Source organism: Rhizobacter fulvus (assembly GCF_964020785.1).
Genome location: NZ_OZ224516.1, coordinates 4,215,508 through 4,229,042, shown reverse-complemented (window position 1 = coordinate 4,229,042; position 13,535 = coordinate 4,215,508). Strand labels below are relative to the sequence as shown.

The following is a 13,535-nucleotide window of genomic DNA, read 5'->3' as shown; positions in this document are numbered from 1 at the left end:
CCGCCTCACCGTTGCCGCGCCCCGCCGTGCCGGTCAGTTGCTCTCGGCCAGCTGATCGAGGATCGCCGGATTCTCCAGGGTCGACGTGTCCTGCGTGATCGCCTCGCCCTTCGCGACCGAGCGCAGCAGGCGCCGCATGATCTTGCCGCTGCGAGTCTTCGGCAGGTTGTCGCCGAAGCGGATGTCCTTGGGCTTGGCGATCGGGCCGATCTCCTTGCCGACCCAGTCGCGCAACTGCTTCGCGATCGCCTTGGCCTCGTCACCGGTCGGGCGCGAGCGCTTGAGCACGACGAAGGCGCAGATCGCCTCGCCGGTCGTGTCGTCGGGGCGGCCGACCACGGCCGCCTCGGCGACCAGGTCGGTGCACGAGACCAGCGCCGATTCGATCTCCATCGTGCCCATGCGGTGCCCGGAGACGTTCAGCACGTCGTCGATGCGGCCGGTGATCGTGAAGTAGCCGGTCTCGGCATCACGGATCGCGCCATCGCCGGCGAGGTAGTACTTGCCCTTGAAATCTTCCGGGTAGTAGCTCTTCTTGAAGCGCTCCGGGTCGCCCCAGATCGTGCGGATCATGCTCGGCCATGGCTTCTTGACGACCAGAATGCCGGCGGTGCCGTTCGGCACGTCGTGGCCGGTCTCGTCGACGATCGCCGCGGCGATGCCGGGGAACGGCAGCGTGCACGAGCCCGGCACCAGGGGCGTCGCACCCGGCAGCGGCGTGATCATGTGGCCGCCGGTCTCGGTCTGCCAGAAGGTGTCGACGATCGGGCAGCGGCCGCCGCCGACATGCTTGTGATACCACTCCCACGCGGCCGGGTTGATCGGCTCGCCGACCGAGCCGAGGATGCGCAGGCTCTTCAGGTCGTAGCGGTCCGGGTGCACCGCGGCGTTCCCTTCGGCCGCCTTGATCAGCGAGCGGATCGCCGTCGGCGCGGTATAGAAGATCGTGACCTGGTGGTCCTGGATCATCTTCCAGAAGCGGCCGGCGTCCGGATACGTCGGCACGCTCTCGAACACGATCTCGGTGCCGCCGAGCGCCAGCGGGCCGTAGGTGATGTAGGTGTGGCCGGTGACCCAGCCGATGTCGGCGGTGCACCAGAACACGTCGTTCGGCTTCAGGTCGAAGGTCCACTTGGTCGTCAGCGCCGCGTGCAGCAGGTAGCCGCCGGTCGAGTGCTGCACGCCCTTGGGCTTGCCGGTCGACCCCGAGGTGTAGAGCAGGAACAGCGGGTGCTCGGCGCCGACCCACTCCGGCTCGCAGGTGGCCGCCTGGTTCTTGACTTCGTCGTGCAGCCAGTGGTCGCGGGCATCGTTCCAGGCGATCTTGCCGCCGGTGCGCTGGTAGACGATCACGTCCTTGACCGTCTCGCAGCCGGGCATCGCGAGCGCCTCGTCGACGATCGCCTTCAGCGGCAACTGCTTGCCGCCGCGCAGCTGCTCGTCGGCGGTGATCACCATCACGGCGCCGGTGTCGGCGATGCGGTCGCGCAGGCTCTGCGCCGAGAAGCCGCCGAAGATCACCGTGTGCGTGGCGCCGATGCGGGCACAGGCCTGCATCGCGACCACGCCCTCGACCGACATGCCCAGGTAGATCGCGACCCGGTCGCCCTTCTTGACGCCGCGCTGCTTCAGCGCGTTGGCGAGGCGGCAGGTGCGTTCGAGCAGCTCGCGATAGGTGACCCGGGTCAACTTGCCGTCGTCCGCCTCGAAGATCAGCGCGACCTTGTCGCCCAGCCCGGCCTCGACCTGGCGGTCCAGGCAGTTGTAGGAGGCGTTCAGCGTGCCGTCCTCGAACCACTTGAAGAACGGAGCGTCGGCATCGTTCAACACCTTCGTGAACGGCGTCTTCCAGCTCAGCAGTTCGCGGGCCTGACGGGCCCAGAAGGCCTCGTGGTCGGCGTCGGCCTCGGCGACCAGCGCCCGGTAGGCGTCCATGCCGGACACGTAGGCGTCCTTCATCGCCGCGGCGGAGGGGGTGTAGACGGGGGTCTCGGATGCGCTCATCGTTCTGTCTCCAAGGTGTAGGGGTGTTCCCCAGACTGCTTTGCCGCGCAGCGTAGGGCGTTGCTCTTACGAAGGGCTTACTCCGGGCGCCGCGAGGCCACATCTACAATTTCGCGCAGTATCTCTCAGCCGTCTTCCCGACGAACCCGCATGGCCCAAGCCCCCGATCCCCTCCGCCCGAACCATGCCGTGAAGCTGCGCCCGCTGCCGGCGTTCATCTTCATGAGCCGCTGGCTGCAGCTGCCGCTTTACCTGGGGCTGATCCTGGCGCAGTGCGTCTACGTGTTCCACTTCCTCGTCGAGCTGACGCACCTCGTGGAAGCGGCGTTCGGCAGCCAGGCCGCGCTGACGGCGCTGGTCGAAGGCATGGGCTACGTGTTTCCGGACGGTCAGTCCGCGAAGCTGACCGAGACCGTGATCATGCTGGCCGTCCTCGCGCTGGTCGACGTCGTGATGATCTCGAACCTGCTGATCATGGTGATCGTCGGCGGCTACGAGACCTTCGTCAGCCGCATGGACCTCGAAGGCCACCCCGACGAACCCGAGTGGCTGAGCCACGTCAACGCCTCGGTGCTGAAGGTCAAGCTCGGCACCGCGATCATCGGCATCAGCTCGATCCACCTGTTGAAGAGCTTCATCAGCGCCGCCAGCATGAAGCCCGAGGTGCTGATGTGGCAGACCATCATCCACCTCGCGTTCCTGCTGTCGGCGATCGCGATCGCCTACACCGACAAGCTGCTCAACGCGTCCGCGCCGCCGGCGCACTGAGCAGCAGCGCGACACCCAGCACCCCGGCGATCAACGAGCCGCCGAGCACGCCGAGCTTGACCTGGGTCTCGTAGGCGGCGTCCTGACCGACAAACGCGAGTCCGCCGATGAACAGGCTCATCGTGAAGCCGATGCCGCACAGCACGCAGACACCGAAGAACTGCCGTGTCGTCGACTCGGCTGGCAGCGCCGCGCCAGTGAGCCGCATCAGCAGCCATGAAGCGCCGAACACGCCGACCGCCTTGCCCAGCACCAGGCCGAGCGCGATGCCGAGCGGGATGCCCTGCGCCAGGGTGGCCAGCGAGACGCCCTGCAGGTTCACGCCGGCGTTCGCGAACGCGAACATCGGGAGCACGACGAAGGCGACCCACGGGTGCAGCGCGTGCTCGGCGGTCTCGAGCGGCGAGCCGCCCTGCGGATCGCGCAGCGGGATCGCCATCGCGGTGACGACGCCGGCCAGCGTCGCGTGGATGCCGGACTTCAGCACGCAGACCCAGATCACCAGCCCGATCACGACATAGGGGCCGATGTTCATCACCCTCGCGCGGTTCAGCAGCACCAGCAGCGCGATGCCGCCGCCCGCCGCGGCCAGCATCGGCAGCGAGAGCTGCGCGGTGTAGAACGCGGCGATCACGACGATCGCGCCGAGGTCGTCGATGATCGCGACCGCCGTCAGGAAGACCTTCAGCGAGGCCGGCACACGCGAGCCGAGCAGCATCAGGATGCCGAGGGCGAACGCGATGTCGGTGGCGGTCGGGATCGCCCAGCCTCGCAGCGCGACCGGGTCGGCGTGGTTCAGCGCCACATAGATCAGCGCCGGCACGATCATCCCGCCAAGCGCCGCGACCGCCGGCAGCGAGGCCTGCTTGACCGACGCCAGTTCGCCGGCGAGGACCTCGCGCTTGATCTCCAGGCCGACGACGAAGAAGAACACCGCCATCCACAAGTCGTTCACCCACAGCAGCAGCGGCTTGGCCAGCACCAGCAAGTCGTTGGCGATGCGGACCTCGCCGCGCAGGCCGATGAACTCGCGGTAAAGCGGGCCGAGCGGCGAATTGCTGACGATCAGGGCGACCACCGCGGCGAGCGCGAGGACGATGCCGCCGGCCGACTCGGAGGCGATGAAGCGCCTGATGCTGCTGATCACGTGAGCGTCCTCGGTTCAGTAAACTTGAGGGGCATTGTCAACGAGCCCACCCCCATGACCACCACGATCCGCTATGCCGACCTCGTCGAGAGCGTCGCCGGCGCGCTGCAGTACATCAGCTACTACCACCCGGCCGACTACATCGCCCACCTCGCGCGTGCCTACGAGGCCGAGCAGAGCCCGGCGGCGAAGGACGCGATCGCGCAGATCCTGACCAACTCGAAGATGTGCGCCGAGGGCCGCCGCCCGATCTGCCAGGACACCGGCATCGTCAACGTGTTCCTGAAGATCGGCATGGACGTGCGCTTCGAGGGCTTCCCGGCCGGCATCGAGGAGGCCGTCAACGACGGCGTGCGCCAGGGCTACCTGAACCCCGACAACGTGCTGCGCGCGAGCATCGTGGCCGACCCGCACTTCGAGCGCAAGAACACCAAGGACAACACGCCTGCGGTGATCCACATGACGCTGGTGCCCGGCAACACGGTGGACGTTCAGGTCGCGGCCAAGGGCGGCGGCAGCGAGAACAAGAGCAAGTTCGTGATGATGAACCCGAGCGACTCGCTGGTCGACTGGGTCATGAAGACGGTGCCGACGATGGGCGCCGGCTGGTGCCCGCCGGGCATGCTGGGCATCGGCATCGGCGGCACGGCCGAGCGCGCGATGCTGATGGCCAAGCAGAGCCTGATGGAAGACATCGACATGTATGAGCTGAAGGCCCGCGGCCCGCAGAACAAGCTCGAGGAACTGCGCATCGAGCTGTGCGACAAGATCAACGCGCTGGGCATCGGCGCGCAGGGCCTGGGCGGGCTGACGACCGTGCTCGACGTGAAGATCGCGACCTACCCGACCCACGCCGCGAGCAAGCCGGTCGCGATGATCCCGAACTGCGCCGCGACCCGCCACGCGCACTTCGTGCTCGACGGCTCCGGCGCCGCCGACCTCGAGCCGCCCAGCCTCGACCTGTGGCCCGACGTGAAGTGGGCGCCCGACTACAACCAGTCGAAGAAGGTCGACCTGAACACGCTGACCAAGGAACAGGTCGCCGCGTGGAAGCCGGGCGACACGCTGCTGCTCAGCGGCAAGATGCTGACCGGCCGCGACGCCGCGCACAAGCGCATCCAGGACATGCTCGCCAAGGGCGAGAAGCTGCCGGTGGACTTCACCAACCGCGTCATCTACTACGTCGGCCCGGTCGACCCGGTGCGCGACGAGGTCGTCGGCCCGGCCGGCCCGACCACCGCGACGCGGATGGACAAGTTCACCGAGATGATGCTCGCGCAGACCGGCCTGATCGGCATGATCGGCAAGGCCGAGCGCGGGCCGGCGGGCATCGAGGCGATCAAGAAGCACCAGAGCGCGTACCTGATGGCCGTGGGCGGCGCGGCGTACCTCGTCTCGAAGGCGATCAAGCATGCCGACGTCGTCGGCTTCGCCGACCTGGGCATGGAGGCGATCTACGAGTTCGACGTCACGGACATGCCGGTCACCGTCGCGGTCGATTCCAACGGCGTCTCGGTCCACGAGACCGGCCCGAAGGAATGGGAAGCCAGGATCCGCTCGAGCATCGGCAAGATCCCGGTCGCGGTGGCCTGAGCGCTCGAGCACGGCCATGGCGATCGAGCCGGCCACGGCGGACGACGCCGGCGCGATCGCGCAGATCCACGTCGACGCGTGGCGCGCGGCGTATGTCGGCATCCTGCCCGACGACCATCTCGCGTCGCTCTCGGTCGACGAGCGCGAGGCGATGTGGCGCGACAACGCGCGGGCGATGCGCTTCTACGAACGGGTGGGGTTCGCTGTCGAGCCGGCGTCTTCGCAGCGCTTCACTCTCGGCGGACGCGCGATCGAGGAACTGCGTTACGCGACCGTCATTTGACGGTCGGCACACGAAGCCGCCTGGGGCGCTCGGCTCGCTCCGCGACCCCCAACGATCTCAAGGCTGCTTGCCGATCTCCGTCAGCAGCCGCGTCACCAGATACAGCCGCGGCACGATCGAGTCGATCTCGATGTATTCGTCACGGGCGTGGTAGCCGAAGCCGGCGAGGCCGAAGCTCTCGACGACGGTCGCCTTGCCGGAGCGCCGCGCGAACGCCGCGTCGGTGCCGCCGCCGGTCATCGGCACCAGGCCGAGCTCGCGGTCCATTTCCTTGTAGATGGCCTGCGCGCGCTCGGCCAGCGCGCGGCCCGGTGCGCCGGCCACGAAGGCCGGGCGCCCCACTTCGAGCTTCGCGGTCGTCACGGTGTCGGGCACCAGCTTGCTGCTCGCGAGCTTCGCCTGCAGCGCCGCGTTGAGCTTCTCCTCGGCGCCCGGCACGGTGATGCGCACGTCGCCCTTCGCGACCGCGAGCTCGGGGATCTGGTTGGTCGCCTTGTTCGAGACCACGTTGGTCCAGTTCAGCGTCGCGCCCGGGATGTCCTTCGCGATGTCGCGGGTCTGCAGCATCTGGTGCGAGATCTCGATGATCGCGTTGCGGCCCATGTCGGGCGCGGCACCCGCATGCGCGGCCCGGCCCTTGACCTCCAGCGTGACCGCGGCGATGCCGGCCGCACCCAGCAGCAGCGACTCGCCCTTCGCGACCGCCTTCGCCGCGGTCGGCTCGAACGACAGCACCACGTCGGCCTGATCCGCGGTGGCCGAGATGAACTCGCCCGATCCGCGCGAGCCGATCTCCTCGTCGGGGTTGAACAGCACGGTCAGCGCGGCGTAGTCCTTCCAGCCCGCGTCCTTCAGGATCTGCAGCGCATGCAGGATGACCGCGATGCCGCCCTTGTCGTCGGCGATGCCGGGGCCGTAGAGCTTGTTGCCGTCCTGCTTGTACGGCTGGCTCTGCAGGATGCCCTTCTCGTAGACGGTGTCCATGTGGGCCTGCAGCACGATCCTGCGCTTGCCGCTGCCGGTGAGCGTGCCCACCACGATGTCGGCGCCGACACCGGGCGTGGCCTTGCGGCGTTCGGTCTTGAAGCCGAGCGCCTTCAGGCGGTCGTCGAGCAGCATGGCGATCTTCGCGAGGCCGTCGACGTCGCTGCTGCCGCTCTCGATCATCACCAGGCTTTTCAGGGTGTCGACGACGGCCGGCTGAGCGGCGGTGGCGGCAGCCATGACCTTCGCGTCCGGTGCGGCGCGGACCGGGGCGTGCCCCAGGGCGAGCGCCGCGGCCATGGCCAGTAGCGAGCTTTTGATCATCGGGAACTCCACGAAACGTCAGGTCAGGTCAGGCACTCGCGGTGCGCTGTCGCGCACGCGGCTTGGCGGCAGGCTTGATGGCAGGCTTGGCCGCGGTCTTCGGCGCCGCCTTGGCGGCCGGCTTGGCCATCGCGCGCGTCTTGCGCGCCGGCGCCCGCGCCCGCTTGGCCGGCTCCGATTCTGCGGCTGGCGCCGTGGCGACTTCTGCCACCTCGGCGACAGCGGCGACCGGCTCGAGCGCCTCGATCTCCCTCAGCCCGACCTTCAACAGCTCGATCAGCTCGTGCGCCTCGGCCTGCGACAGCACGCGCCGGCACGCGGTGATGCCGAACTCCATCGTCCCGGCGTAGCTCTGCACCGTGATGTTCAGCGCCGCCGCGTGGTACGGGATCGAGACCGGGTAGAAGTGCAGCATCTTCGCGCCCGCCATGTACAGCTCCATCGGCAGGCCCGGCACGTTGGAGATCGTGACGTTGCCCATCGCCGGCAGCCGGTTCGCCAGGCCCGAGCGGCCGAACAGCGAGGCCAGGCCGGTCATCAGCCACGGCGAGCCGGTGATCGGCACGTCGGTCCCCAGCACCGGTTTCAGCGTACTGACCACGGCCTTTGCGTCTTCCGACGACGCGTGGATCGCCTTGAAGCGCGCCGCCGGATCGGCCAGGTCGGTCGCCAGGTCGACGCGGATCATCGAGACCTGGTTGTTCATCGAGCTGTCGTCGGCGCTGCGCAGGCTGACCGGCACCGAGGCGATCAGCGACTTGGCGGGCAGCAGGTCGCGCTCCAGCAGAAACTGTCGCAACGCGCTCGCGCACATCGCCATCACCACGGTGTTGACGGTGCCGCCGACGCGCTTGCCCAGGGCCTTCATCTCGCCCAGCGGCAGCGACATCGTCGCGTACGAACGCTGGTTGGTGATCGACGCGTTGAAGATCGTCTTGGGCGCCATGCCGAGGCGCAGGCTGCGGGCGCCGGGCGCGGTCTTGCGTGACGCGACGATCTTCGCGCCGGCACCGATCGCCCGCGCGGCCTTCGGCAGCATCTTCGCGGCCTTCAGGTACTGCTTGGCGGTGTTGGAAACGGCGGCCTGCAGCAGTTCGGCCACGCCGAGCTGGTAGTTCGCCGCGGCGCGGGTGTGGCGCGGCGGCTTGACCTCGCGCACCGCCGGCGACATGTCGTAGAACACCTTCGCCAGTTCGACGCCGGCCTTGCCGTCGATGCCGCTGTGGTGGGCCTTGGTGTAGTAGGCGATCTGGCCATTGCCCAGCCCCTCGATGACGTAGACCTCCCACAGCGGGCGGCTCCGGTCGAGCAGCGTGGCGTGCAATCGGGCGATGAGCTGTTCGAGCTGCGCCATCGAGCCGGGCTTGCGCAGGGTGACGCTGCGCACGTGGTAGTCGAGGTCGACGTCGTCGTCCTCGATCCAGACCGGATCGGTCAGCTCGAACGGCATCTGCGCGAGCTTGCGGTGGAAGATGCTGCACAGGTGGAAGCGCGCGGCGATCATCGCCTTCACGTCCTCGAAGTAGTCGCCCTCGTAGCCGGCCGGCAGCTCGAACAGCATCAGGCTGCCGACGTGCATCGGCGTCTCGGGCGTCTCGAGGTGGAGGAAGGAAGCGTCGACGCTGCTGAGGTGGTCCATGGTTCGTCCTGTCAGGAAATCTTCGGGTTTGCGGTGTGCGCGGTGTGTGCGGCGATCGCGTCGATGAGGCGCGGCCACAGCGAGATCGGCAGCGCGTGGCCCATGCCGGGCACGATGTCGATCCGCGCGCCCGGCACTGCGGCGGCCACGTCCTGCCCGTGCGCGAGCGGCACCAGCGGGTCGGCGTCGCCGTGGATCACGAGCGTGGGCGTGCGCACGCCGGCGAGCGCCTCGCGCCGGCTGCCCGACGCGATGATCGCGGCCAGCTGGCGCGCGACGCCGGGCGGATTCAGGCCGCGATCGAACGCGGCCTTCGCGCGCTCTTCGTCACGCGCTTCGTCGAGCGGGAAGGTGCCGGCGCGCAGCAGGTTCCAGGTCTTGAGGTAGCGCGCGAGGTAGCCCGGGTAGTCGAGCGGCGTCGGCGTCAGCAGCGCCTGCATCGCCTCGGGCGTGGGTGGTGGCAGCGCGGGGTGCCCGCTGGACGCCATGATCGAGGTCAGCGTGCGCAACCGCTGCGGCTGCTCGATCGCCATCGTCTGCGCGATCGCACCGCCCATCGAGACGCCGACGACATGCGCAGCGTCGATCGCCAGCGCGTCGAGCAGCCCGATGGCATCGGCCGCCATGTCGGTCAGCCGATACGGCACCGTGACGGGCTGGCCGAGCAGCGCCGCGTGGAGCAGCTGCCCGATGTCCGGCACGCCGGCCTCGTTGAACTTCGTGGACAGGCCGACGTCGCGGTTGTCGAAGCGCACGACCCAGCGGCCGCGGCCGGCCAGCTCGGCACAGAACGCGTCGTCCCAGCCGATCATCTGCACCCCCAGCCCCATGATCAGAAGCACCGGCGGATGCGCGCGATCGCCGAAGGTGTCGAACGTCAGATCGATGCCGTTGGCACGGATGGAGCGGGCGGCTGAGGGCATGGCGCGGAACGGGAACGGGGCGACCCGTCAGGCTACGCGCTCGCCCGCGTCGCCGGGCGTAGTGGAAACGCGCAGATGCATCGTGGTAGAACCCGCATGCCTCCCGTACCTGCCGATTTCATGCCCCACGACCGCGCCGCGCCGCCGTTCCTCCGCGACCGACACCAACACGCCCGGGTCACCAACGAAGAGCTGTTCTTCGACCTGATCTACGCCTTCGCGGTCACGCAGCTCTCGCATCGACTGCTCGAGCACCTGACGCCGCTCGGCGCGGTGCAGACCTTGGTGCTGTGGTTCGCCGTCTGGCTCGGCTGGCAGTACACGGCCTGGGTCACGAACTGGTTCAACCCCGAGAACCGGGGCATGCGCTTCATGCTGTTCGGCGTGATGCTGCTCGGGCTGGTCATGGCCACGGCGATCCCGGACGCGTTCGGCGCGAAGGGCCTGTGGTTCGCCGTCTGCTACGCGGCGATCCAGATCGGCCGCAGCGCCTTCGTGCGCTGGCGCTTGCGCGACAACGAGGCGCTGCGTCCCAACTTCACACGCATCCTGGGCTGGCTGTGCATCTCGGGCACCCTGTGGATCGCCGGGGGGCTGAGCGACGGCACCACGCGGCTGGGCTTCTGGGCCGCAGCGGTGCTGTGCGAATACCTGTCGCCGATGACCGGCTTTCTGCTGCCCGGTCTGGGTCGCTCCAGCACCTCGGAGTGGACCATCGACGGCGCGCACCTGGCGGAACGCTGCCAGCTGTTCGTGATCGTCGCGCCGTCGATCTGCCCGCCGCGATGGTGCTGCTGGGAGGACCGTTGCTCTATCTGATCGGCAACGCGTTCTACAAGCGCGTCGTCTACGGCTGGTTCCCGCCGTCCCACGTGGCCGGCATCGCGCTGCTGGCGGTCATGGCGCCGGCCGCGCTGGCCACGAGTCGGCTGGTGACCGGGGCGACCAGCAGCATCGTGCTCGTGATCGTCTCGATCTGGCAAAGCCGGCACCCGCCCCGTCCGCCTGTTTGAAGTCGCAAAACGACGAGCCGCAGCCGTAGCTGCGGTCGCCGAAACAGGGAACCCGTCGGGTCAGCGGGCCGTGCCGCGTCGCACGAGGTTCACGATCGCCAGCAGGATCACCGCGCCGAGCAGCGAGACGCCGAGACTGGCGAGACTGAAATCGTTCTGATTGATCGTGCCGGTGCCGAACATCGGCGCCAGAAGAAACCCGCCGAGCAGGGCCCCGATCACGCCGACGACGACGTTCAGGATGACCCCTTGCTGCGCATCGGTGCGCATCAGCATGCTCGCGACCCAGCCGATCAAACCCCCTACTACCAGCCAAATGATGATGTTCATGGTTGCTCCGTTTTTGAACGACCGCCCGATTGCCGGTCGAAGCAAAGAGTACGCAGCGCACCCGGGGCGCGAAGCCGGCCATTCGGCCGAACGCGGGTCGGCGCAGTCCTACCCGGACGACGGCCGCGCGGAGCGGCCGGCGAACCGTCGCCTCAGGCGAGCACGTGCCAGGACAGGCTGTAGGCGCCGACCAGCAGCGCGCTGACGGCGAGATTGGCGACGACGTGACGGGCACCGCGGTCCGGGCGGACGCCGGCGCGGGCCGCCACGCAGCCCCACTCGATCACCAGCAGCAGCGCGCCCGCGTCGAAGGCCTGCAGCCCGGCGCCGAAGCGGAACGCGAGGCCCACCGCCAGCACCCACATGCCGACCGCCAGCACGCTGACGGCGGTGAATTCGTTCCAGGTCGGCCTGCGCAGCTCGATGCCGAACAGGGTCAGGTGGGCCGCGGTGTCGGTGCTGGTCTTCATGACGACGATTCTGGGCGCCGCGTGGGCGTCCCGATGGCGCGAACAGCGGCGCGATCCGCGCGCTTTTCCGGTCGCTCCGGAATCGTTCAGCCGCGCGGGTGATGCTGGGCGTGCAGCGCCTTCAGGCGTTCGCGCGCCACATGGGTGTAGATGGTCGTGGTCGAGATGTCGGCATGGCCGAGCAGCAACTGCACCGCACGCAGGTCGGCGCCGTGGTTCAGCAGGTGGGTCGCGAACGCATGGCGCAGCGTGTGCGGCGACAGCGGCACCTGCACGCCGGCCCGACGCGCGTGCGCCTTGACGAGCTTCCAGAACATCTGCCGCGTCATCGGGCCGCCGCGGCCGGTGACGAACAGCGCGTCGCTGGGCTGCCCCTTCAGGATCGCGGCGCGGCCTTCGGCCAGGTAGCGCGTCAGCCAGGAGTGCGCCTCCTCGCCGAACGGCACCAGCCGCTCCTTGGTGCCCTTGCCGGTGACGCGCAGCGCGCCATCGGACAGGCTCAGGTGCACGCTCTTGAGCGTCACGATCTCGCTGACGCGCAGCCCGCTCGCGTACATGAGCTCGAGCATCGTGCGGTCGCGCAGGCCGAGTGTCGTGTCGACATCGGGCGCGCGCAGAAGTGATTCGACCTGGGCCTCGCTGAGCGTCTTGGGCACGCGCAGCGGCTGCTTCGCGCTGACCAGCCGCAGCGTCGGATCGGCGGTCAGGCGGTGCTCGCGCAAGGCCCAGCGAAAGTAGCGCTTGAAGACCGTCAGCCGCCGGTTGCCGGTCGAGGCGCGGCTGCTGGCGTGGCGCGCGACCGCGTAGCCGAGCAGCTCGGGCTCGCCGGTCGCATCGATCGCGCAACCGTGCTCGGCGGCGAGCCAGTCGGCGTAGAGGGTCAGGTCGCGGCGGTACGCGGCGACGGTGTTCCGCGAGAGGCCGTCCTCGATCCAGAGCGCATCGACGAAGCGCTCGATCGCGGCATGGCTCTCTTCCTTCGGGCTCAATCCAGCGTCAGCTTCTGCAGCGCGACGACCTTCTTGTAGACCTCGTACTCGGCCGCGATCTGGGCCGCGAACTCGCTCGGCGAATTCGCGACGATCAGCGAGCCGGTCTCCTCGATCCGCTTCTTGACGGCCGGATCTTCCAGCGTCTTCTTGACCGCGCCGCTGACCTTGTCGACGACCTCCTTCGACAGGCCCTTGGGCCCATAGATGCCGTAGAAGGCCATGCGGTTGACCGGCTCGAGCCCGACCTCCTTGAAGGTCGGCACGTTCGGCAAAACGGCCAGGCGCTGCGGCGCGGCGACGACGATCGCGATCAGACGGCCGTCCTTGATGAACGGCAGCGCCGACGGCAGATTGTCGAAGATCATCGGCACCTGGCCGGCGACGGTGTCGTTCAGCGCCGGGCCCGCGCCGCGGTACGGGATGTGCGTGACGAAGGTACCCGAAAGGTTCTTGAACAGCTCCATCTGCAGGTGGCCGATGCCGCCGGTGCCGGAACTGGCGAAGCTGTACTTGCCCGGGTTCTTCTTCAGCTCCGCGAGGAAGCCCTTGTAGTCGCGCGCCGGGAAGCTCGGGTGCACGGCGATCACGTTCGGCGTGGCGGCGACGTTGATGATCGGCGTGAAGTCGGTCAGCGGGTTGTACGGGATCTTCGGGTTGATGGCCGGATTCGCGGCCGTGGTCGAGACCGTGGCCATGCCGAGCGAGTAGCCATCGGGTGGCGACTTGGCGGTCTCGGTGGCGCCGACCGAGCCGCCGCCGCCGGCCTTGTTCTCGACGATCAAGGTCTGCCCGAGCGGGCCGCTGATCTTCTCGGAGAGCACCCGGGCGACGATGTCGGTGGTGCCGCCCGGCGCGAACGGCACGACCAGCTTGACCGGCTTGTTCGGATAGGCCTGCGCCCACGCGCCCGTGCTGGCGACGAGCCAGGCGGCGGCGCCGACGGCGATGAGGAATCTGCGTTGCATCAGGTGGATCTCCGGTGATGAACTGATGAATGGCGGCAAGTTTAGGGCCAGCGCGCGCCACCGGGCAGAGCGATCACCCTGCCCCGCGCCGGGGGTGCGG

14 protein-coding genes are annotated in these 13,535 nt (G+C 68.7%); 5 read left to right on the top strand and 9 right to left on the bottom strand.

Annotation, left to right across the window (positions count from 1 at the left end):
- Window positions 1-33: 33 nt before the first annotated feature.
- Complete coding sequence (acs, locus tag ACWH49_RS20190; RefSeq protein ID WP_448173090.1) at window positions 34-2,004, bottom strand: acetate--CoA ligase; 1,971 nt, start codon at window positions 2,002-2,004, stop codon at window positions 34-36.
- Window positions 2,005-2,154: 150 nt separating this feature from the next.
- On the opposite strand from acs, the gene ACWH49_RS20185 reads away from it, so the two are divergent.
- The gene (locus ACWH49_RS20185; RefSeq protein ID WP_448173089.1) at window positions 2,155-2,772 is read left to right on the top strand and encodes a TIGR00645 family protein; all 618 of its coding nucleotides are present in this window, start codon (window positions 2,155-2,157) and stop codon (window positions 2,770-2,772) included.
- On the opposite strand, the gene nhaA is transcribed toward ACWH49_RS20185, so the two are convergent.
- Complete coding sequence (nhaA, locus tag ACWH49_RS20180; RefSeq protein ID WP_448173088.1) at window positions 2,744-3,919, bottom strand: Na+/H+ antiporter NhaA; 1,176 nt, start codon at window positions 3,917-3,919, stop codon at window positions 2,744-2,746. The two genes, ACWH49_RS20185 and nhaA, sit on opposite strands and share 29 nt — an antisense overlap.
- 54 nt (window positions 3,920-3,973) lie before the next feature.
- Here nhaA and ACWH49_RS20175 point away from each other — a divergent pair, with 54 nt between their 5' ends.
- Together ACWH49_RS20175 and ACWH49_RS20170 are read left to right on the top strand one after the other, a co-directional pair.
- A complete protein-coding gene (locus ACWH49_RS20175) occupies window positions 3,974-5,512 on the top strand; it encodes a fumarate hydratase (RefSeq protein ID WP_448173087.1) in 1,539 nt (512 codons plus the stop codon).
- Between the two features lie 16 nt (window positions 5,513-5,528).
- Window positions 5,529-5,795 carry a hypothetical protein gene (locus tag ACWH49_RS20170; protein WP_448173086.1) on the top strand — a complete coding sequence of 89 codons (267 nt, stop codon included), beginning with the start codon at window positions 5,529-5,531 and terminating at the stop codon, window positions 5,793-5,795.
- A 57-nt stretch (window positions 5,796-5,852) separates the two neighbouring features.
- Here ACWH49_RS20170 and ACWH49_RS20165 read toward each other — a convergent pair whose 3' ends face one another.
- Genes ACWH49_RS20165 through ACWH49_RS20155 form a run of 3 tightly spaced genes read right to left on the bottom strand, consistent with a single transcriptional unit; the run spans window position 5,853 to window position 9,665 of the window.
- Entirely contained in the window at window positions 5,853-7,103 is a 1,251-nt protein-coding gene (locus ACWH49_RS20165) for a glutamate carboxypeptidase (RefSeq protein ID WP_448173085.1), read from the bottom strand.
- A 28-nt stretch (window positions 7,104-7,131) separates the two neighbouring features.
- Window positions 7,132-8,742, bottom strand: coding sequence for a WS/DGAT/MGAT family O-acyltransferase (locus ACWH49_RS20160; RefSeq protein WP_448173084.1), 1,611 nt, complete (start codon window positions 8,740-8,742; stop codon window positions 7,132-7,134).
- 11 nt (window positions 8,743-8,753) lie between these two features.
- Window positions 8,754-9,665, bottom strand: a complete 912-nt coding sequence (locus tag ACWH49_RS20155) for an alpha/beta fold hydrolase (protein ID WP_448173083.1) — start codon at window positions 9,663-9,665, stop codon at window positions 8,754-8,756.
- Window positions 9,666-9,785: 120 nt separating this feature from the next.
- On the opposite strand from ACWH49_RS20155, the gene ACWH49_RS20150 reads away from it, so the two are divergent.
- Window positions 9,786-10,484, top strand: coding sequence for a low temperature requirement protein A (locus tag ACWH49_RS20150; RefSeq protein WP_448173082.1), 699 nt, complete (start codon window positions 9,786-9,788; stop codon window positions 10,482-10,484).
- The gene (locus ACWH49_RS20145) at window positions 10,472-10,678 is read left to right on the top strand and encodes a hypothetical protein (protein ID WP_448173081.1); all 207 of its coding nucleotides are present in this window, start codon (window positions 10,472-10,474) and stop codon (window positions 10,676-10,678) included. Before ACWH49_RS20150 ends, ACWH49_RS20145 begins: the two co-directional genes overlap by 13 nt.
- A gap of 60 nt (window positions 10,679-10,738) precedes the next feature.
- Here ACWH49_RS20145 and ACWH49_RS20140 read toward each other — a convergent pair whose 3' ends face one another.
- From ACWH49_RS20140 to ACWH49_RS20125, 4 genes are all read right to left on the bottom strand, one after another.
- Window positions 10,739-11,008 (bottom strand): GlsB/YeaQ/YmgE family stress response membrane protein, encoded by a 270-nt coding sequence (locus ACWH49_RS20140; protein WP_056468150.1) that lies wholly within the window; start codon window positions 11,006-11,008, stop codon window positions 10,739-10,741.
- Between the two features lie 152 nt (window positions 11,009-11,160).
- Window positions 11,161-11,478: a hypothetical protein gene (locus tag ACWH49_RS20135; protein ID WP_448173080.1), complete on the bottom strand. Its 318-nt coding sequence runs from the start codon at window positions 11,476-11,478 to the stop codon at window positions 11,161-11,163.
- Between the two features lie 86 nt (window positions 11,479-11,564).
- Window positions 11,565-12,467 (bottom strand): site-specific tyrosine recombinase XerD, encoded by a 903-nt coding sequence (xerD, locus tag ACWH49_RS20130; RefSeq protein WP_448173079.1) that lies wholly within the window; start codon window positions 12,465-12,467, stop codon window positions 11,565-11,567.
- Window positions 12,464-13,435, bottom strand: a complete 972-nt coding sequence (locus ACWH49_RS20125) for a tripartite tricarboxylate transporter substrate binding protein BugE (RefSeq protein WP_448173078.1) — start codon at window positions 13,433-13,435, stop codon at window positions 12,464-12,466. Before ACWH49_RS20125 ends, xerD begins: the two co-directional genes overlap by 4 nt.
- Window positions 13,436-13,535 lie beyond the last annotated feature (100 nt).